Origin of the sequence: Salinicoccus cyprini (assembly GCF_007713705.1) — a bacterium.
GTDB classification, from domain to species: Bacteria; Bacillota; Bacilli; order Staphylococcales; family Salinicoccaceae; genus Salinicoccus; species Salinicoccus cyprini.
The window spans coordinates 130,494-148,175 of record NZ_VMSJ01000002.1; the positions used below are offsets into that span (position 1 = coordinate 130,494).

General features: G+C 45.7%; 20 protein-coding genes. 14 read left to right on the plus strand and 6 right to left on the minus strand.

Annotated elements, in window-relative coordinates; all coding sequences use genetic code 11:
• Window positions 1-56 precede the first annotated feature (56 nt).
• The 4 genes from FO441_RS06865 to FO441_RS06880 all read left to right on the plus strand — a co-directional run bounded on the left by FO441_RS06865 (window position 57) and on the right by FO441_RS06880 (window position 3,420).
• Window positions 57-794: a methionine ABC transporter ATP-binding protein gene (locus tag FO441_RS06865; protein ID WP_145287738.1), complete on the plus strand. Its 738-nt coding sequence runs from the start codon at window positions 57-59 to the stop codon at window positions 792-794.
• Entirely contained in the window at window positions 787-1,470 is a 684-nt protein-coding gene (locus tag FO441_RS06870) for a methionine ABC transporter permease (protein ID WP_145287741.1), read from the plus strand. The genes FO441_RS06865 and FO441_RS06870 overlap by 8 nt, the downstream gene beginning before the upstream one ends.
• Window positions 1,471-1,492: 22 nt before the next feature.
• The gene (locus FO441_RS06875; protein ID WP_186365498.1) at window positions 1,493-2,338 is read left to right on the plus strand and encodes a MetQ/NlpA family ABC transporter substrate-binding protein; all 846 of its coding nucleotides are present in this window, start codon (window positions 1,493-1,495) and stop codon (window positions 2,336-2,338) included.
• Between the two features lie 74 nt (window positions 2,339-2,412).
• Window positions 2,413-3,420, plus strand: coding sequence for a PTS sugar transporter subunit IIC (locus FO441_RS06880; protein ID WP_145287744.1), 1,008 nt, complete (start codon window positions 2,413-2,415; stop codon window positions 3,418-3,420).
• A gap of 63 nt (window positions 3,421-3,483) precedes the next feature.
• Here the strand turns inward: FO441_RS06880 and FO441_RS06885 are convergent, their stop codons facing one another.
• Window positions 3,484-4,836 (minus strand): MFS transporter, encoded by a 1,353-nt coding sequence (locus tag FO441_RS06885; protein WP_145287747.1) that lies wholly within the window; start codon window positions 4,834-4,836, stop codon window positions 3,484-3,486.
• 26 nt (window positions 4,837-4,862) lie between these two features.
• The gene (locus FO441_RS06890; RefSeq protein ID WP_145287750.1) at window positions 4,863-5,966 is read right to left on the minus strand and encodes a 5-methyltetrahydropteroyltriglutamate--homocysteine S-methyltransferase; all 1,104 of its coding nucleotides are present in this window, start codon (window positions 5,964-5,966) and stop codon (window positions 4,863-4,865) included.
• 114 nt (window positions 5,967-6,080) lie between these two features.
• Between FO441_RS06890 and FO441_RS06895 the strand changes: the two genes are divergently transcribed.
• The 3 genes from FO441_RS06895 (at window position 6,081) to FO441_RS06905 (ending at window position 8,158) form a co-directional block, all read left to right on the plus strand.
• Window positions 6,081-6,989, plus strand: a complete 909-nt coding sequence (locus FO441_RS06895; protein WP_145287753.1) for a LysR family transcriptional regulator — start codon at window positions 6,081-6,083, stop codon at window positions 6,987-6,989.
• Between the two features lie 100 nt (window positions 6,990-7,089).
• Entirely contained in the window at window positions 7,090-7,755 is a 666-nt protein-coding gene (locus tag FO441_RS06900; RefSeq protein ID WP_145287755.1) for an HAD family hydrolase, read from the plus strand.
• Between the two features lie 73 nt (window positions 7,756-7,828).
• Window positions 7,829-8,158, plus strand: coding sequence for a hypothetical protein (locus tag FO441_RS06905; RefSeq protein WP_145287758.1), 330 nt, complete (start codon window positions 7,829-7,831; stop codon window positions 8,156-8,158).
• Window positions 8,159-8,178: 20 nt separating this feature from the next.
• On the opposite strand, the gene FO441_RS06910 is transcribed toward FO441_RS06905, so the two are convergent.
• Window positions 8,179-8,361 carry a hypothetical protein gene (locus FO441_RS06910; RefSeq protein ID WP_145287761.1) on the minus strand — a complete coding sequence of 61 codons (183 nt, stop codon included), beginning with the start codon at window positions 8,359-8,361 and terminating at the stop codon, window positions 8,179-8,181.
• A 255-nt stretch (window positions 8,362-8,616) separates the two neighbouring features.
• On the opposite strand from FO441_RS06910, the gene mqo reads away from it, so the two are divergent.
• A complete protein-coding gene (gene mqo, locus FO441_RS06915; RefSeq protein ID WP_145287764.1) occupies window positions 8,617-10,125 on the plus strand; it encodes a malate dehydrogenase (quinone) in 1,509 nt (502 codons plus the stop codon).
• A gap of 98 nt (window positions 10,126-10,223) precedes the next feature.
• Here the strand turns inward: mqo and FO441_RS06920 are convergent, their stop codons facing one another.
• Window positions 10,224-10,916 (minus strand): DUF1048 domain-containing protein, encoded by a 693-nt coding sequence (locus FO441_RS06920; RefSeq protein WP_145287767.1) that lies wholly within the window; start codon window positions 10,914-10,916, stop codon window positions 10,224-10,226.
• Window positions 10,917-11,259: 343 nt separating this feature from the next.
• On the opposite strand from FO441_RS06920, the gene proC reads away from it, so the two are divergent.
• Window positions 11,260-12,048: a pyrroline-5-carboxylate reductase gene (gene proC / locus FO441_RS06925; RefSeq protein WP_145287770.1), complete on the plus strand. Its 789-nt coding sequence runs from the start codon at window positions 11,260-11,262 to the stop codon at window positions 12,046-12,048.
• A gap of 249 nt (window positions 12,049-12,297) precedes the next feature.
• Window positions 12,298-12,567: a glutaredoxin family protein gene (locus tag FO441_RS06930; RefSeq protein WP_145287773.1), complete on the plus strand. Its 270-nt coding sequence runs from the start codon at window positions 12,298-12,300 to the stop codon at window positions 12,565-12,567.
• A gap of 274 nt (window positions 12,568-12,841) precedes the next feature.
• On the opposite strand, the gene FO441_RS06935 is transcribed toward FO441_RS06930, so the two are convergent.
• Both FO441_RS06935 and FO441_RS06940 read right to left on the minus strand, forming a co-directional pair.
• Window positions 12,842-13,042 (minus strand): PLP-dependent transferase, encoded by a 201-nt coding sequence (locus FO441_RS06935; protein ID WP_145287778.1) that lies wholly within the window; start codon window positions 13,040-13,042, stop codon window positions 12,842-12,844.
• 76 nt (window positions 13,043-13,118) lie between these two features.
• Complete coding sequence (locus FO441_RS06940) at window positions 13,119-14,213, minus strand: PLP-dependent transferase (protein ID WP_145287781.1); 1,095 nt, start codon at window positions 14,211-14,213, stop codon at window positions 13,119-13,121.
• Between the two features lie 569 nt (window positions 14,214-14,782).
• Between FO441_RS06940 and FO441_RS06945 the strand changes: the two genes are divergently transcribed.
• The 4 genes from FO441_RS06945 (at window position 14,783) to FO441_RS06960 (ending at window position 17,666) form a co-directional block, all read left to right on the plus strand.
• The gene (locus tag FO441_RS06945) at window positions 14,783-15,550 is read left to right on the plus strand and encodes a hypothetical protein (protein WP_145287784.1); all 768 of its coding nucleotides are present in this window, start codon (window positions 14,783-14,785) and stop codon (window positions 15,548-15,550) included.
• Between the two features lie 30 nt (window positions 15,551-15,580).
• On the plus strand, window positions 15,581-16,414 hold the full coding sequence (locus FO441_RS06950) for an SDR family NAD(P)-dependent oxidoreductase (protein ID WP_145287787.1): 834 nt from the start codon (window positions 15,581-15,583) through the stop codon (window positions 16,412-16,414).
• A 90-nt stretch (window positions 16,415-16,504) separates the two neighbouring features.
• Window positions 16,505-17,128, plus strand: a complete 624-nt coding sequence (locus FO441_RS06955) for a hypothetical protein (RefSeq protein ID WP_145287790.1) — start codon at window positions 16,505-16,507, stop codon at window positions 17,126-17,128.
• Window positions 17,121-17,666: a redoxin domain-containing protein gene (locus FO441_RS06960; protein WP_145287793.1), complete on the plus strand. Its 546-nt coding sequence runs from the start codon at window positions 17,121-17,123 to the stop codon at window positions 17,664-17,666. The genes FO441_RS06955 and FO441_RS06960 overlap by 8 nt, the downstream gene beginning before the upstream one ends.
• The last annotated feature ends 16 nt before the right edge of the window (window positions 17,667-17,682 follow it).

Consider the following 17,682-nt stretch of genomic DNA (forward strand, 5'->3'; position numbering starts at 1 on the left):
GATATTATTGAATTCTGACAGCAGCTGAAGGAATTGAGATTGCGGAGGTGCGAAGTATGATAGAAATGATGGGAGTTTCCAAATCCTTCTCAGGCAAGGATGGTCCCTTCAAGGCAGTGGATGGGGTAGACCTGTCCATCAAGGAAAAGGAGATATTCGGCATCATTGGTGAGAGCGGTGCCGGCAAGTCGACGCTGATGCGCTTCATCAATGCACTGGAAACACCGGACTCCGGGCAGGTTCTGGTGAATGGTGTGGCAGTTGATAAGCTGCGGGGCAAAAGCTTGAGAAATCATCAGAAGCATATCGGGATGGTATTTCAGCATTTCAACCTTCTGGCGAACAGAACAGTGGAGGAGAATATCCTTCTGCCCCTGAAACTGCATAGGTATGATCAGGTCCTGACCATTGACGAAGTGCTGGAATTCACCGGTCTCACCGACAAGCGCAGCAGTTATCCGGCTGAACTTTCGGGAGGACAGAAGCAGCGTGTAGGGATTGCGCGGGCACTTATCATACGCCCTCACATCCTGCTGTGTGACGAGCCCACATCTGCACTCGATGAGAATACAACATATGAAATTGCAGAGGTCCTTCGCAAGGCGCAGAATGAATACGGGATGACTGTGGTCATCGTGACCCATGAACTTGGCGTAATCAAGACCCTGTGCCACAGGGCAGCTGTCCTGGAGCACGGCAGGCTGATAGATATCATGGATGTTGTACGGAATAGTGGCAAGCGTTCTGAACAGTCCTACTATGCACGTGTATTGGAAGTGCTGAAAGATGAATAGTTTCAATCTCTATATCGAGCGTGTCATCGAGTATGCACCCAGACTGGCAGAGAGTCTTTTTGAAACCGGGATCATGATGATATTTGCCATGATGGCGGCAATCATACTGGGACTGCCTCTCGGTACACTGCTGTATCTCAGCTCAAAAGGCAAGCCGATGGAAAACAAATTTCTATACCAGGTAGCGAGCATATTCGTCAATATTGTCAGGTCTTTCCCGTTTCTTCTGCTGGTCGTGGTCATGCAGCCGCTGATCCGCTTTCTATACGGACGTGCGACAGGGGATCCGGTCGCAGCCTCGTTCCCCATGATGCTCATTGCCATTGCGCTATACGCAAGATTTGTAGAACAGTCCCTGCACGATGTACCAAGAGGTGTGACGGAAACCGCCCAATCCATGGGCGCCACCACTTTCCAGCTGGTATGGAAGTTTCTGTACGTTGAAGCACGAAGCTCTCTGATCATCGGGTTCACCACTGTCTTCGTCAGCTTCATTTCCTACTCCACCATCATGGGTGTCGTCGGTGGAGGCGGCATCGGAGATTTTGCCATCCGATATGGCTATCAGAGGTACGAGACGGACATCATGTATACCTCGATTGTCGTAATCATCATATTTGTTGTTCTGGCCCAATGGTTCGGGTTGAAGATTGCAGGAAAGCTGGATAAAAGATAATAAATCAAAGGAGATGGATTATATGTTGAAAAAAGGATTGCTATTGAGTGGTTTGACACTGCTTCTGGCCGGATGTGGCGGTGGACAGGAAAGTACAGAAGAATCTCAGGAGGACAGCAGTGCTTCGCAGGAGGAAACTGTCATACAGGTCGCTTCGCATCTGCCGCCGATGACGGATATTGTCGAGATTGCTGGAGATGCAATCGAAGGGCCTTATGAAGTCGAACTGGTTGAAGTGTCGGACAATATCCAATACAATGAAGCTCTTCTTAATGAAGAAGTAGATGCCAATTTTGCACAGCACGAACCTTTCATGGAGATATTCAATGAAGAGCGCAATGGAAACCTGGTTGCACTTCAGCCAGTCTATAATGCCATCGTCGGTTTCTATTCACCTGTCTATGATTCGATTGAAGCGCTGGAAGATGGGGCGGAAGTTGCCATACCTGCAGATGCGACGAATGAAGCCCGTGCACTGATGATACTGGATCAGCATGGTCTCATTACACTGGATCCGGAAGCAGGCTATAGTGCAAGTGTCGATGATATAGAAGAGAACCCGCATAATCTTGAGTTTACACATATCGACCTTCTCAATCTGACAGGTGCGTATGAAGATGGTGTCGAACTTGTATTCAACTATCCAACCTACATTTCAAGCATCGATCTTACACCGGAAGATGCAGTACTGCTTGAGGAGGATGAGGACAATACATTTGCCATCCAGCTTGTTGCGCGTGAAGATACTCAGGATTCAGAAGCAATCCGGGCGCTCAAGGAGGCATTCACTTCGCAGGAGGTATATGATTACCTGAGTGAACTGAGCAAAGAAGGTCATCTTGAACCGGCTTTCGAAATGGAAGAATAGTGCAGGCATGTTGAGCATGAATATGCCGGAACCGATAGCGCGTCGTGGATATCGGTTGAAATAGAGGAGAGAAAATGGCACAGATAGTTGGCATCGGGTTACTCGTACTTTTACTCGCGTTTTTTACCGTCTTTACTTACTATGCCCCGCATGGCGACAAGGCCATGGGGGCACTTGCTGCAGCAGCCATTGCCACGTTCCTTGTGGAAGCACTACAGTCCTTTGTGATCGGGGACATATTCAGTCTGGGATTCTTTCAGGAGGCCGGAACTGAAGCAGGACTCCTGAGTGGTGTCATCGTTGCTTTTCTTGTAGCTTTGACGATGGGCGTCAACCCGCTGAACGCTGCAATCATTGCTGTATCATGCGGCGGCATCGGCCTGATACCGGGATTCTTTGCAGCCTATCTAATATCTTTCGTTGTAAAGTATATGGAGCGCAAAATTCCCAATGGTCTCGATTTCATTGTGGTCGTCATCGTCATCGTACCAATCACCCGACTGATCGGCCTGCTGCTTACCCCGCTGGTGGATGCATCACTACTCAACATCGGTAACATCATCGTTGTTGCGACAGAGGCAAGCCCGATTCTCATGGGCCTTCTGCTTGGCGGAATCATAACTGTAGTCGGAACATCCCCGCTCAGTTCGATGGCGCTTACAGCTCTGCTCGGGCTGACAGGCATTCCGATGGCTGTCGGAAGTCTGGCTGCATTCGGTTCTGCATTTATAAACAGTACTTTGTTCCACAAACTGAAGATAGGAAATATGAAATCTGTACTGTCAGTGGCAGTGGAACCATTATCGAAAGCAGACGTCGTTTCGGCCAATCCCATTCCGATCTATGTCACGAACTTTGTCGGTGGTGGGCTGAGTGGTATTGTCATCGCCTACTCGGGGCTCGTCAATGACGCACCGGGTACGGCAACACCGACTGCCGGCCTGCTCGTACTGTTCGGCTACAACCCTGCCGCGCAGGTCATCATATATGCCGTCATTGTGGCAGTGATTTCAGGTGTGGTCGGTTATATCGGCAGCCACTTCTTCAGGAACTATCCTGTTAGAAATACGGATTTCGACTAGCATCCGAAACAGAGATAATACAAAAAGCACATCAGCTTCTGCTGATGTGCTTTTGTATTGCAGCTATACATTCGATCCGGACGTACTGGACACAATCTTTTTCTGGATTCGTCCTGCATGCTTTTCCTGGACCAGCAGCAGTGCAGTGAACCCGACCAGACTCGGGATGGCAAACGCCATGAATGCTGTCTGTGGAGCCAGGCTTGTCATCAGTACCAGTCCGATCAGAACCGGAGCACAAATCGATCCGAGACGTCCGATGCCGACCGCCATGCTCAGCCCGGTCCCTCTGATATCAGCTGGATAGAACGTGCTGATATACGGATTGACAAGATTCTGTGTACCACCCGTGCAGGCGCCGCCGATGGCAATCAGCACGTACAGCAGCAGAGGTGCCTGTGTCACGCTCAGAGCGACGAAGCTGGCAGCTCCAATGAGATACATCAGGAGCAGCACATTGCGGTGGCCGATGCGGTCTACGAAATAGCCTCCCGCCAGTGAACCGATGATCTGCCCCACCGCCAGGATAAGGATGAAGGAAAGGCTTGATGCGACACCAAAACCGGATTCCATCATGATGGTCGGAAGCCATGTATTGAGGCCATAGATCATCATCAGGCAGCTGAATACCATGATCCAGAATGCAACCGTAGTGAGCGCACGCCCTTCGCTGAACAGTTTGTTCACCGGTACACCCCTGCCCGCCTTGGCAGCAGCAGTGAATTCGAAACGATCCGATGGACGATAGTTTCCCTGTGGTTCGATCCGGTTGAGGATGTCTGCCACTTTGCCCGTCTCGTTTCTTGATAAGTGCTGGGACAGGGATTCAGGAAACTGCTTCAGGAAGAACGGTAATGAGAGAAGTGGCAGAGCGCCGAGCCAGTACATGAAACGCCAACCCAGACTCTCCAGCAGTACCATGCCGATGACGGATGCAAAGATGGCTCCGAAGGAATAGCCGCAGTACATGACAGCTACAGTCATCGCTCGGTTTTTCTTTGGTGAATACTCGGTCATCAGAGAGATGACAACAGGCATCAGTCCACCCATGCCCATGGAAGCGATGAAGCGCATGATGATGAAGACTGTCGCATTCGGTGCAAATCCCGCAAGCATATTGAAGATGCTTATAAGCGCAAGACATAGAGCGAGCACTCTTTTACGCCCGATGATATCCGAGAAGGACCCGAGAATGAAAGTGCCGGCCATCATGCCGATCAGTGCATAGCTGCCGAGTGCTCCGCCCTGTGCGGCACTGAGACCGAATTCCTCGGTCATCAATGGCAGTCCGATGCCATATAGGGCGATATCGAAGCCGTCGAATGAAATGGCAAAGAAACACCATATGAATACAAGCAGATGGAACTTGTTGAAGCGGCTGTTATCAATGACTGATTCCAATTGTATTGTACGCATGACTATCCTCCTCGGATATTATCTATTCAGGACCAGATGTCCTGTGCAATTTCCACTACATGCTGGAGCTTTTTCCATTGTTCTTCCTCACTCAGCAGATTACCTTCCTCAGTGGATGCAAATCCACATTGAGGACTCAGCGCAAGCTGTTCCAGAGGCACATACTGTGTTGCTTCCTCGACCCTTTTTTTGATTTCATCCTTGTTCTCAAGATTACCATGCTTTGAAGTAATCAGTCCGAGGACAATCGTAAGATCATCGCGATCAACATGGCGCAATGGCCTGAAGTCTCCTGCACGGTCACTGTCATATTCAAGGAAGAAGGCATCGATATTGAGTTTGCCGAAAATTTCTTTTGCCACAGGCTCATAGCCACCGGAGGAAATCCATGTGGAACGGAAGTTGCCGCGGCAGATGTGCATTGTAATCTTGAGATCTTCCGGTCGATCGGCAACAGCCTTGTTCAGAGTCTCGAGATACTTCTGTATAAGATGGTCCGGATCGAGGCCTTTATTTTTAAGCTGTTCCTTCTGCTCTTCAGAGCAGAGATACGCCCATGATGTATCGTCGAGCTGCAGATAGCGGCAACCGGCATCATAGAAGGCCTTCAAAGCTTTTTTATAAGCTTTTGCCAGGTCATCAAAGAACACCTCTTCATCCGGGTAGACGGCCGGATCGATCTCCCCGCGGAAGTGCAGCATGCTCGGGCTTGGAATGGTGAACTTGGCTGTATGACCTCCCGCCTGCTCTGCTACGAATCTGAAATCTTCAAGCATTGGATGATCATCGAAGCCAAGTTTGCCTGTTACTTTGATGGCTCTTGATTTTGTATTCTTTCCCTTGAAAGCAATACCCTCGCCGGACCAGTATCCTTCCACACCAGTAAGACCTTCAAGAAAGTCGAAGTGCCACCATGAACGGCGCAATTCTCCATCTGTTACTGCTTCGATACCAAGGGACTTCTGTTTTTCTATCACTCTGCTGATCTCTTCGTTTTCAATCTGTGTCAGCGCTTCTTTAGTGATGTCACCTTCCGAAAACTGCTTTCTTGCTTCCTTGAGCCTTTCAGGACGCAGCAGACTCCCTACGTGATCCGCTCTATATGCTTTCTTTATATTCAATGTGCTCATGCAATCCCTCTTTCAAAATGATATTGTATAAATCCTATCATGCATATAAGATATAGTGTAACGGTTAATTTTTATAGTCTGCTATGCCTTTTGGCTATAGCGAAGGGGGATATAATGAAGCTTCAGCAACTGAAATATTTTATAGAAGTCGTATTGAGCGGTTCCATCAACGAAGCAGCCAGAAGACTGTACATATCACAACCTACCTTATCGAAAGCAATCAAGGAACTGGAGAATGAGCTTGGCATCGTCCTCTTCACGAGAACATCCACAGGTATCTCCCTGTCTCGGGACGGGGCGGAATTTCTGAGCTATGCCCGTCAGATCAATGAACAGGTGGAACTGCTGGACCGGCGCTATTTCAACACCGAACCTTCACAGCAGCTATTCTCCGTATCTTCGCAGCACTATTCCTTTGTGGTGGATGCATTTGTTGATATGATCCGCAAATATGGTGGCGATAAATACCAGTTTGCCATCCGGGAGACACGGACCTACGAAATCATTGATGACGTCAAGGATCTGACAAGTGAAATTGGTGTGCTCTATATCAGTGCATTCAATGAGAAGGTGCTGCTCCAGCTGATCAGGGAAAAAGGACTGGAGTTCACTGAGCTTTTCGAAGCGGACCCCCATGTGTTCATCAGCAGAAGCAATCCCCTGGCTGCAAGGAAGTCTGTGACTCTTGCGGATCTCGAGCCATATCCAAGACTGGCTTTTGAACAGGGTGAATTCAATTCCTTCTACTATTCGGAAGAGATCTATAGTACGATCCAGAGTGTCAAAAGCATACAGGTCAGTGACCGGGCGACCTTGTTCAATCTACTCATCGGTCTGGATGGCTATACTATTTCGACAGGAATACTCAGCGAAGATCTCGACAGTTCGGAGATTGTCCAGGTACCACTGGAAGTGGAAGATACGATAAAGGTGGGATGGGTGGTGAGCAAGAAGGTCGAGCTCAGTCGCATGGCACGTCTTTATCTCGAGGAGCTGAGGGAGAGGACCCGCCATATGCGATGATGTTTCACGGGAAACCATCCGGTACAGAACCCATGTCTGTATGGTAGAATGAAAGCAAATACTCGCAGAATAATCTATGCAGTGGAAAGGGATATGTAATATGAAAGTGGCTTTGTTTGATTTTGACGGCACCTTGTACCCATATGAAACATTTAATGTCCTGATGGAGCGTCTGAAGCGCCATCCCAGATATAAGAGAAACTACAGCCGTTTCATACGCAGGTTTGCACCCGTCTATTTTGCATACAAAATGAAGATGATCAATAAACCGAAAATGCAGAGTAAAGCGATGGAATACTATCTCCTCTCCTTCAAGAAGAACACACGAAGTGAAATCGAGTCTTTCTTCAGGGAAGTTGCTGGTGAAATGATTGAAGATCTGAGGGCGCCTCTGATCGGAAAGATGAAGCAGCTGAAACAGGACAACTATTATATAATGCTGATATCAGGGGCTTTCATCCCCTTGCTTGAAGCAGTATTCAAAGGATTTGATATAGACTGCATCATCGGTTCAGAAATAAGTTATAAGGGAGAAAAACTCGATTATAAATCGCGTTTTGAACGTGTCTATGCCGATCGCAAGATCGACATCATCAGGCGTCACTTTGCAGACAAGCAGGTGGATTGGAAGAACAGCGAGGCATATAGCGATAGCTATACCGATCTGAAGATGCTTGAGCTGGTAGGACGCCCAGTAGCAGTGAAGCCTGATGAAAGGCTCAAGGCCATCGCTGCCAGAAACCAGTGGCGTATCCATACCGACTAGGTTGAATATTGGTCACCAGGCATGAGGGCATGATACGATAGGATGGCAAATCTGGTGAATGGAGTGTGATAGCATGAGTTTGATTGATATAGACACAAATGAATTATATCCAACGGAAAAACTGGGTCCGGCAATCGAAGGGACCATCATCTACAAGGTGGGGGGTCAAACCCACTTCAAAGGTGCTTATATTACTACAAATGAGCGTGTCATCATGAACGTGGATATGAGTGGCGAGCCATACAGGCGCGTCTTCAGCTACCAGGATATACAGCAGGCGGTCATTGAAAACAATACGCTGTTCATCGAGTTCCCCCAGGGTATGGGGAAAGTGGCGATGATTGATATTGTACAAGGTGACATTGATGAATTCATCGAATATGTAAACGAAAAAGTAAAGTGATTGAGAAAGACTCCGGAATGCTATTTTCCGGAGTTTTTTTCTTGGTTTGACTTTTTGATCCTGTATCTATCATATAGATGGCTGGCAAGCATGACCAGCATGTATATGAAGACGCCTCCCAGTGCATTTGCGGGGTCTGTAATCAGAATCAGGAAAAGGAAGAGCAGTATCGGGGCGATGATGAACATGGAAATATGCTTCATAAAGAACTCCTTCGGATTGGTGATAAAATACTTTGGCTCATGTATAGGATGCAGTCTTGAAACCCTTTTACATATTAATAAAAAAGAGTATAATTAACAGATAATAACCAATAGTTTTACAACTGATTATTCATTATATACCATCTCATGAATGGATGGCAGTATCAATGGATCAGGATGCACCTGGCATATTTATGATCACTTGACTGGGGGCATCCATATATTTGAATTTTGATAAGGAGTCTTGAAGTTACTATGAAAAATGTAATGAATAACACCGACGTCATTCTTATTGGAAGCGGAATCATGAGCGCTACGCTGGGAACGCTCCTTAAGGAAGTCAAGCCAGAATGGAACATTGAAGTATTTGAAAAGCTCGAAGCACCGGCACAGGAAAGCTCGGACGCCTGGAATAATGCAGGAACGGGTCACTCTGCCTTATGCGAGCTGAACTATACACCGGAAAAGACGGATGGTTCATTGGATATTACGAAAGCAATCCGCATCAATGAACAATTTCAGCTATCCAAGCAGTTCTGGTCTCATCTTGTCGAAAAAGGCATGATCGAGAAACCGGAGGATTTCATCATGCCTGTGCCGCATCTCAGTTTCGTAGAAGGAGAGAGGAATGTCGATTTTCTACAGAGACGTGTGGAAGCGCTAACTGAAAATCCTTTATTCGAAGGCATGGAATTCACTGATGATATTGAGACGCTGAAAGAATGGATTCCTTTGATGATGCAGAATCGGCAGACTGAAGAACCGATTGCTGCGACACGTATTGAAACTGGTACGGATATCAATTTTGGAAATCTGACACGCAAGCTGTTTTCACTGCTTGAAGACAAAGGGGTATCGCTTAATCTCGGCCACGAGGTGGAAGACATCCGAAGGACTGAAGGCGGCGGCTGGCAAGTCAAAGTCAAGGATTTGAAGACAGGCGGTATTGAATATCATACATCCAGGTTCATCTTCATCGGCGCAGGCGGCGGCAGTCTACCCCTGCTTCAAAAGACAGATATACCCGAATCGAAAAAGATTGGCGGATTTCCTGTGAGCGGTATGTTCATGGTCTGCCAGAATCCTGAAATTGTAGAAAAGCATAATGCAAAAGTGTATGGCAAAGCCAAGGTCGGCGCCCCACCAATGTCTGTGCCTCACTTGGATACACGGTACATTGACGGAAAGAAATCACTGTTGTTTGGACCATTTGCCGGATTTTCACCAAAATTCCTTAAGACCGGCTCATACTTTGACCTGTTCGGTTCTGTTAAACCGAATAACATGTTCACCATGCTTTCTGCTGGTGCAAAAGAAATGGGACTGACAAAGTACCTCATCCAGCAGGTGATGCAGTCGAATGAAGAGAAGATGAATGATCTAAGAGCGTTCATTCCTTCCGCGCAGAGTGAAGATTGGGATATTGTAGTGGCCGGCCAGCGTGTCCAGGTCATCAAGGACACTGAAAAAGGGGGAAAAGGTACGCTTCAGTTCGGTACGGAAGTCATTACTTCTGAAGATGGTTCCGTTGCTGCCCTGCTCGGTGCCTCTCCAGGTGCCTCCGTTTCCGTCGATGTCATGCTCGATGTCATGAAGCGATGCTTCCCTCAGGAATTTCATGAATGGGAAGATAAGATCAAAGAAATGATCCCTTCCTATGGCATCAATCTCTCAGAACAGCCCGATAAGTTCAAAGAGATACATGAGACAGTATCGAAAAGGCTTAACCTGAAACCACAGGAAGAAGGCGCTCTGCTCAGTTGAAAAAAATCCTGCAATGGAGATCATTGCAGGATTTTTCATATCAATACATTGTACATAAAGCTGAACGAACTTTTATATAACGCCATGCGTTATGAAATTTAGTAACGGTAAGCGTTATTTCTTCTGATGAAAACCATGATTCCAGCTACTATCAGCACTATGCCCAGCAATATAAGTAAAAACATATTCACTTCAAAGGAAGGACCTGTATCGATGGTGGATACAATATAGTTGAGGATGAGATAAAGTAGAAAAAGGCCGACACCTACGAGAAGATACAACCCATATTCCTTCCAGAATGACCACCGTCTGAAAGCGATCTGACGATACACATAGAATATGAGATATATGAAGGCCATTCCGAACCCGGCAGTGATGATCATCTCCATGATGAATGATGGTATTCTCATAGTGGTTGTGAAAGGCGCACTGTCAATCACCCGGAAGAGCATTTCAATCGTATAGTCGAATATAAGATTCAGTCCTACAAGTATTACAGCAAGAATACCAGCAAACTTCAGTACATTCCTCTTAGGAAGTTCCTTGATAAGATCCTCTGCAAAAGCCTTATGATCTTCCCCAGTCACTGCTTCCAAACTCTTGCCTTCCCTCTGTGCCTGTATGATCTGCTTCAGCAATGCATGGACCGCTGCTTCTGTTTCCTGGTCTCGAGCAATAGTATTTACCCGGATATATGTCTGAATCTCTTCATATGCCCTCTTATAGCGTGGATCCAATTTTTCGCGCAGCCTGTAATTCTGCTTACGAAGATCTTTTTCTGTTTTCGTCATTCTTAAACCCCTTCTTTCATGTAGTATGATGCCTGAGGGCTAGTGAGTGTTCCTCCGTCTTCGGATTATGAAGAGAGTGGTAAAAATAACGTCGATGATGAGTAGTGCTATAATGGCGCTGACAAGGCTGTCGGTGATCAGAAATATACTTATAAACGCAAGTATAGGTGTTATGAGAAACAGGATGAAGAAAACATTCATGGTTACAGCCCTTTCTGAAATAATGTAGAGTTAACGCGTTCATTTGAGGATTATTATATCATTTGGAAAGTTTTATACAAATCATAAACAGTTGTGCAGCAATACATGCTAAGATATTCAGTAAAACCGAGGAGGCTGATCTATGAAGTATAAACTTGGATTCATCGGTGCAGGTAAAATGGTCAATCACATCGTGAAGGGACTGCTGAAAGATTCGGAAATGCAGCAGAACATCCTTGTTACAGGCAGAAATCTGAACAAACTTGAGAAATTCAGTGCAGACAAGGGAGTGGAAGTCAGCACAGACTATAGCAGACTGTCTGAATGCGACATCATCATCAATGGAGTCAGTTCCGATCAGGTACTGGACGTATTCAGTGAAGTCAAGGAGCATACAAGAAAAGATTCAGTTCATATTTCCATTGCCGCAGGCGTCACCATTTCCGAAATGGAAACGATATTACCGGATAGAAAAATTATTCGCAATATGCCTAACATTGCCGTATCGGTACAGGAAGGTGTAATGATCATGTCTGCAAATGAGCACCTCTTAGAGACAGACCGGCAGTTGACTGATGATATATTCAGTAGAGTCGGAACAGTAGCCTGGGTAGAGGAATCTTTGATGAAATACACGCCTGCACTCACGGGCTCTTCTCCAACCTATGGCTTCCTTATGATCGAAGCTATGGCAGATCAGGCAGTCAGCGTCGGTTTTCCGCGTCAGCAGGCCTACAAGCTTGCTGCTCAGGCAATTATAGGCGCTGGTAGACTCGTATTGGAAACAGAGGCCCATCCAGGAGTTCTGAAGGATCAGATCACCACTTCAGGTGGTTCTACAATACAAGGTGTAATGGAACTTGAGAATCAAGGCTTCAGGAATAGTATCATCCAGGCGATGAAAGCGATAAATAATGCAAACGGCAAATAGCAGAACTTTAGTTCTGCTATTTTATGTTTTCTCCTAAAAGATACTATTTACTTTTTTAAATCATATCATTATAATATGTTACTAATCACCGAGTCTTCATATTGGTGCAGGCCCTGGACTTTGAATCATCTGCTGATATTGCTGTTCTTCGGAATCTGGGTATATATTGCCGATATAACGCATTGGTCCGACTGCTCAACATGAAGAATGGCATGCATATAAGAATATGAATAGAAAAGGAGAATCCGAATGAATAAAAAAGTGAACGTTGTCGTCTGGGAAGAACAGGACTGTCCGTATTGTGAAGAAGTGAAGCGCTACTTGACGGAGAACGGTTTCGAGTTTAGAACTATAGACGTTACGGGGAATGAGGCATTAAGGGAAGTGCTTCTGATCAAATATGACGTGGATCATGTGCCGGTGGTGGAGATCGGTTTCGGTAAAAGGTTCGATGCTGTTACAGGAATGGGCATATCCAAGCTTGAGAAGACACTCAGGCACTATAGAATGTCAAACTAGCCGAACCGACTCATTGATGACCTATAGCCCAGTGTTTGTTGGAAACTGAAAATAATGCATAAAAAACGACTGTCCCTCGGTTGAGCAGACAGTCGCAACGCCTATATATTTTTTAAACCATGTTCTAGACTGGATATCAGATCTAGAAACATCTAGAATGCCGACAGAGAGCCTGAAGAGGTCATCTGTAATTCCTTTTTTCAGATAAACTCTGTCTTCTGCAACGTTATCGATATTGCTCTGGCCTATAGAAGCAAACTGCATCCAAAGTGCTTCAGTGCCGTTTTACAAGCGGGTACGTACCGCCATACATATCACACGGCATTATGATATAGCCGCCGGGTGGAACCGTCATAAGTGCAGCACTGATTGCAGTAATGCCGGAGTTGAAAGCAAATGCGAACTTGCCATGCTCCAGTCCGGCAAGTTTTTCTTCGAGCTTTTCCGTATTCGGCTTTGCGTGGCGGACGTACAAGTATCCCTCTTACGAATCGGGACTCGGACGGAGTCTGCTATCGATGATCATATCGGCCTCTTTGGAATAGCGCATCTTATGCGCCTCTCTTCGCTTTGGCAAGCGCCTGTATTAAATCTATTTTAATGTCTTCAATATTCTCTATACCTACTGACAGTCTGATCAGCTGCTCGTCTATGCCGCGTTTGATTCTTTCGTCATCCGGCATGTCGGCATGTGTCTGAGTGAACGGGAAAGTGACGAAAGTCTCAGTACCGCCCAGGCTCTCTGCAAAAGTACATACTTCCATATTCTCAAGCAGCGCGCCGACGTCGTAGTCTTCATGCAGTCTCAGACTCATCATGCCGGTACGTCCCGAATAGAGCACCTCGTCAATTGCTTCATGATCTGAAAAATACTCGGAGAGTGCTTGTGCATTTTCGGTCGATCTTTCCATCCTCAGATGCAATGTCTTCAGTCCTCTCAGCAGCAGATAGCCGTCGAAAGGTGAGAGAGTGGCACCAATCATGTTATGGTGCATCGATAGTGTATTGCCGAGCGCTTCATCCTTTACTGTCACTACACCGGCAAGTACATCATTATGACCGCCGATGTACTTTGTAGCCGAGTGAAGGACGATATCTGCACCTTCAGCAAGCGGCTTGTAGTAGAAGGGGGTCAGGAATGTATTATCGATGATTGTCATGATGTCACGTTCTCTGGCCAGTCTGTAGATTGGTGCAAGTGCAACTTCAATCATTGACGGATTTGTAATCGGTTCAATGAAGAAAGCTTTTGTAGCGGCATTCATATGTGTTTTAACATCTTCAATATCATCAAAATCGACGTAGATGAACTTGATGCCATATTGCTCTTCATAAAATTCAAATATCCTGAATGTGCCCCCATAGAGATCAAAACTGACCAGCACTTCGTCTCCAGGTTTGAACAGGTTGCATACGAGCTGTATTGCTGCCATGCCACTCGATGTAGCAAAAGCATGGCTGCCCTGTTCCAGGTCTGCAAAAGCTTCTTCAAAGTGTGACCGTGTCGGATTTTTGGTTCTTGTGTAGTCGAATCCGGTCGACATGCCGAGCTTCTCGTGCTTATAGGCACTTGCTGTATATATCGGGCTCGTTGTCGCTCCCGTAATATCTTTTGACATCCCAATCTGTGCTAATTTCGTTTCCATAGTGTTCCTCCTTAATGTGTAAATAAAAAGCTTCCATCCATCCGCAGAATTTGTCTGCCGGAAGGACGAAAGCCAAAACCCATGACATGCCACCTATGGTGGATTCATTACAGCTTACACTTCATCCAGTATGTAATGCTGAGTTTCTGTAAACCTGAAATGCTTTTATCTATTCAGTGAAAACTCAAGCTGTCATCGCCTATATTAAATTATTTATTTAGACCAATATACAAATTTATTGCGGCAAAGTCAATCTCATTGTCTGATGCTTGTAGATAGTAGGAATATGATGGAAAACATTACTGGTCATGTCGATATGGAGAGCGGACATGGCTTTAGCACAATCAAATATTTCATCTCTATCACAATACGATGAAACTTTATTAAATAACGCTTAAATATCACCAGAAATACTTATATGTAAGTATTTATTCTATTTTATAACGCATATAGCACCATCGATATCAATGCAGTATGAAATAAAAAATGGTGCATAAAAGTATATCATGGACAGCAATGAATATAATGTTATAATAATGGTAACTATATTTATGGGAGAAGGATCAATTATGAAAGAAATGAACCAGACAGTGTATTATACAACGGCTCAGATGAAGGATAAGGTTGAACTATCGGATCAGAATGTCCGTAAATATGTAAGGTTGCTGGAAGATAGAAACTACGAAGTCGCCAAAGATGAACATAATAGAAGACTGTTCTCACAAGGGGACGTGGCAGTGATGAAGGAATTCATCAGGCTTGCAAAACAACCTGGATATACGTTGGAAACTGCGGCCGATGAAATCATAGAAAAAGTGCCGAATATCGTTACCGAAAAGTCTCAAAACACACCTGCAAGCGTTACTAATAACGATATAAACCATATGCTCGGTGTTGTTATGGATAAGCTTGAGACAATGCAGCAGGAAAACAGGGAGCTTAAGGAAAATGTACATAGGCTTGTCGAGAAGCTTGATGAGTACGGGAAGTATTCCCAGACGCTTTCTCTGCAGTATAGTGGCAGTGGTGATGAGGCGCAGCGTTCAGATGCCATCACTTCAAATGGTTCTGCCGATAGCACCTATGAAGATGCAGCGTATGAAGAGCCGATGCCTGCAGAGGTCGCGACTGAAGATGAAACTGAGGATGAGACGGCGGCACATGAATCGGAAAATCAATCAGGTAAAGCATCCAATATTGATATGAACAGCTATGCCGATCAGGAACAGGAAGATGATCGGAAGGAAGAAGAAACACAGGCTGATGAATCCTCAAAGCAGGATACTGAAGAAAAAGGAGGATACTTCAGCAAGCTGTTCAGCATGTTCAAGAAGTAGGCGCCATTTTTACAGGACTGGGGTTTTAATATGCCGAAAGTGATATGGATTACAGGTGCATCAAGTGGATTCGGTATGGCAGTGGCCATGAAACTATTAAAAGAGACTGAACATATCATCTGTGTGAGTGCCAGAAGGGCCCACCTGCTCGATATACTTGCCAGGCAGGGGGCGCACGCCTTCCCGGTGGATGTTACAAAAAGTGATCAGGTGGCGGAGGTGCGCTCTTCCATTCAAGATGCGTTCGGCACGATTGATGCAGTTCTGGTAAATGCTGGTTTTGGTGTGTACGGCGCTATTGAGGAAGTTCCCGAGAATGCAGTCAGACGCCAGTTTGAAGTCAACGTCTTCGGTGCGGTGGAGACGATACGCAATGTGCTGCCGGCCATGCGTCAGCAGGGGGCAGGACGCATAGTGGTCACCAGCTCTTCAGCGGCACATGTTTCAAGTGCCGGCATGGGATACTATGCTGCGACAAAGCATAGTATCAGGGCAATCGGTACAGCTCTAAGGCAGGAAGTGCAAGGTCTGGGAATTGAAGTGGTCATGGTGGAACCGGGCATCGTCAAGACTGCTTTCGGCCAGGTAGCTATGGATGAGAACTATATGGCGGTTGAAGGGTCGGATTACCATGGCCAGATGCAACAAGTGAAGGCTTTCATGCTGAGTGCATTCGATCGGGCGCCTGGTGTTGAGCGGACAAGGGATATCATGGTGAAGGCTCTGACTGATCAGCGGGTAAAACCGGTCTATCGTACGACTCCGGGTTCTTTTGCTCTGAACTTTGCAAGCAAAGTTCTGCCGCCGGTATTGTATGATGCCATTGTAAAGCAGGCGATCAGAAGAATACGCCAGCATCCGTAGTCATTTTCAAGAAGCAGGAAGCTTTCATCGAGTAGACATACATGTCATCATTATAAGTATTATTAAATTTATTTGAATTGGAATGATAGCATGTTTGAAACTTTTACAATCGGGAATTTTTCGCTACCTTCTATCTACATGGCAATATTACTTTCATTGATTGTCAGCTATCTGATGCTATGGGAATCTGATGAGAAGCGTGAACTGTTCAATAGATGGACCAATGGACTCATCATACTATTTTTGGTCTATAAACTTACATACATCGTATTCAGCTGGACGGAATTCATCAATAATCCATTGGGTGTACTATACTTTGACGGCGGTGCACCCGGTCTTCTGATTGGTATGGTGATAGCCTTCATCTATCTATTCTACGTATCGAAAGGATTATTCTATGTAGAGGCATTCTGCATTTTTTCAGTCTCTTTTCTTGCTTTCTACGGCATACTGGAAATCAGATCCCTTATGCAGTGGCATTATACCGCTCTTGCCGTTATAACGCTCGCTGCACTCATATCAATCTACTTCCTATGGCGTCGCTTCAGAGTGATATTCGCAGTAACCGTAGCGATATTCATTATGCATGTGATTGCTCGTTTCTTTGTATACAGTGGTATTGAGGTGCTCACCTTGAGCATTATACAGTGGTGGATCCTACTCAGCTTGATCTACCTGATAGCCGTCGCTTCAAAGGATACCGAAGATGAATAGATTCATCAGACATGCAGTCATCGTAACGATATTGACGGGGGCAGTTGCAGTCGCTTTATATCAATCATTTTCAGGTGGCGTGGCGACGAGCGAAGCACTTGAGTCCAATCCTGAAACGGGACTTGATATTGGATCCAGAGCGCCGGACTTCACACTATCTTCGACGAGCGGTGAAGCGATCAGTCTAAGTGATGTGAATCAGCCGGTGATGCTGAACTTCTGGGCCTCATGGTGTCCGCCATGTAAAGCTGAAATGCCTCATATGGTCAATTATTACGAGATGCATAATGATTATGAAATCCTTGCTGTCAATATGATGCACCAGGAGAGCAGCATGCAGGATATATCGGATTTCCATGAGGATTATGATCTGAATTTTCCTGTATTGCTGGATGAGGAAGGATCGGTCACTGATACATACCAGGTCAAATCTGTTCCTACTTCATACTTTATTGATTCGGAAGGTTATATAAGGTTCAAGTTTACAGGTCCGATGACAGAGCAGTCGATTGACAGTACATTTGATCAAATGAAATAAAGACATCCAGTTCAGA

Excerpts from the sequence above, each read along its gene's own strand:
- FO441_RS06865 (WP_145287738.1), top strand. The coding sequence starts at position 57 with ATGATAGAAATGATGGGAGTTTCCAAATCCTTCTCAGGCAAGGATGGT.
- FO441_RS06870 (WP_145287741.1), top strand. The coding sequence starts at position 787 with ATGAATAGTTTCAATCTCTATATCGAGCGTGTCATCGAGTATGCACCC.
- FO441_RS06875 (WP_186365498.1), top strand. The coding sequence starts at position 1,493 with ATGTTGAAAAAAGGATTGCTATTGAGTGGTTTGACACTGCTTCTGGCC.
- FO441_RS06880 (WP_145287744.1), top strand. The coding sequence starts at position 2,413 with ATGGCACAGATAGTTGGCATCGGGTTACTCGTACTTTTACTCGCGTTT.
- FO441_RS06885 (WP_145287747.1), bottom strand. The coding sequence starts at position 4,836 with ATGCGTACAATACAATTGGAATCAGTCATTGATAACAGCCGCTTCAAC.
- FO441_RS06890 (WP_145287750.1), bottom strand. The coding sequence starts at position 5,966 with ATGAGCACATTGAATATAAAGAAAGCATATAGAGCGGATCACGTAGGG.
- FO441_RS06895 (WP_145287753.1), top strand. The coding sequence starts at position 6,081 with ATGAAGCTTCAGCAACTGAAATATTTTATAGAAGTCGTATTGAGCGGT.
- FO441_RS06900 (WP_145287755.1), top strand. The coding sequence starts at position 7,090 with ATGAAAGTGGCTTTGTTTGATTTTGACGGCACCTTGTACCCATATGAA.
- FO441_RS06905 (WP_145287758.1), top strand. The coding sequence starts at position 7,829 with ATGAGTTTGATTGATATAGACACAAATGAATTATATCCAACGGAAAAA.
- FO441_RS06910 (WP_145287761.1), bottom strand. The coding sequence starts at position 8,361 with ATGAAGCATATTTCCATGTTCATCATCGCCCCGATACTGCTCTTCCTT.
- mqo (WP_145287764.1), top strand. The coding sequence starts at position 8,617 with ATGAAAAATGTAATGAATAACACCGACGTCATTCTTATTGGAAGCGGA.
- FO441_RS06920 (WP_145287767.1), bottom strand. The coding sequence starts at position 10,916 with ATGACGAAAACAGAAAAAGATCTTCGTAAGCAGAATTACAGGCTGCGC.
- proC (WP_145287770.1), top strand. The coding sequence starts at position 11,260 with ATGAAGTATAAACTTGGATTCATCGGTGCAGGTAAAATGGTCAATCAC.
- FO441_RS06930 (WP_145287773.1), top strand. The coding sequence starts at position 12,298 with ATGAATAAAAAAGTGAACGTTGTCGTCTGGGAAGAACAGGACTGTCCG.
- FO441_RS06940 (WP_145287781.1), bottom strand. The coding sequence starts at position 14,213 with ATGGAAACGAAATTAGCACAGATTGGGATGTCAAAAGATATTACGGGA.
- FO441_RS06945 (WP_145287784.1), top strand. The coding sequence starts at position 14,783 with ATGAAAGAAATGAACCAGACAGTGTATTATACAACGGCTCAGATGAAG.
- FO441_RS06950 (WP_145287787.1), top strand. The coding sequence starts at position 15,581 with ATGCCGAAAGTGATATGGATTACAGGTGCATCAAGTGGATTCGGTATG.
- FO441_RS06955 (WP_145287790.1), top strand. The coding sequence starts at position 16,505 with ATGTTTGAAACTTTTACAATCGGGAATTTTTCGCTACCTTCTATCTAC.
- FO441_RS06960 (WP_145287793.1), top strand. The coding sequence starts at position 17,121 with ATGAATAGATTCATCAGACATGCAGTCATCGTAACGATATTGACGGGG.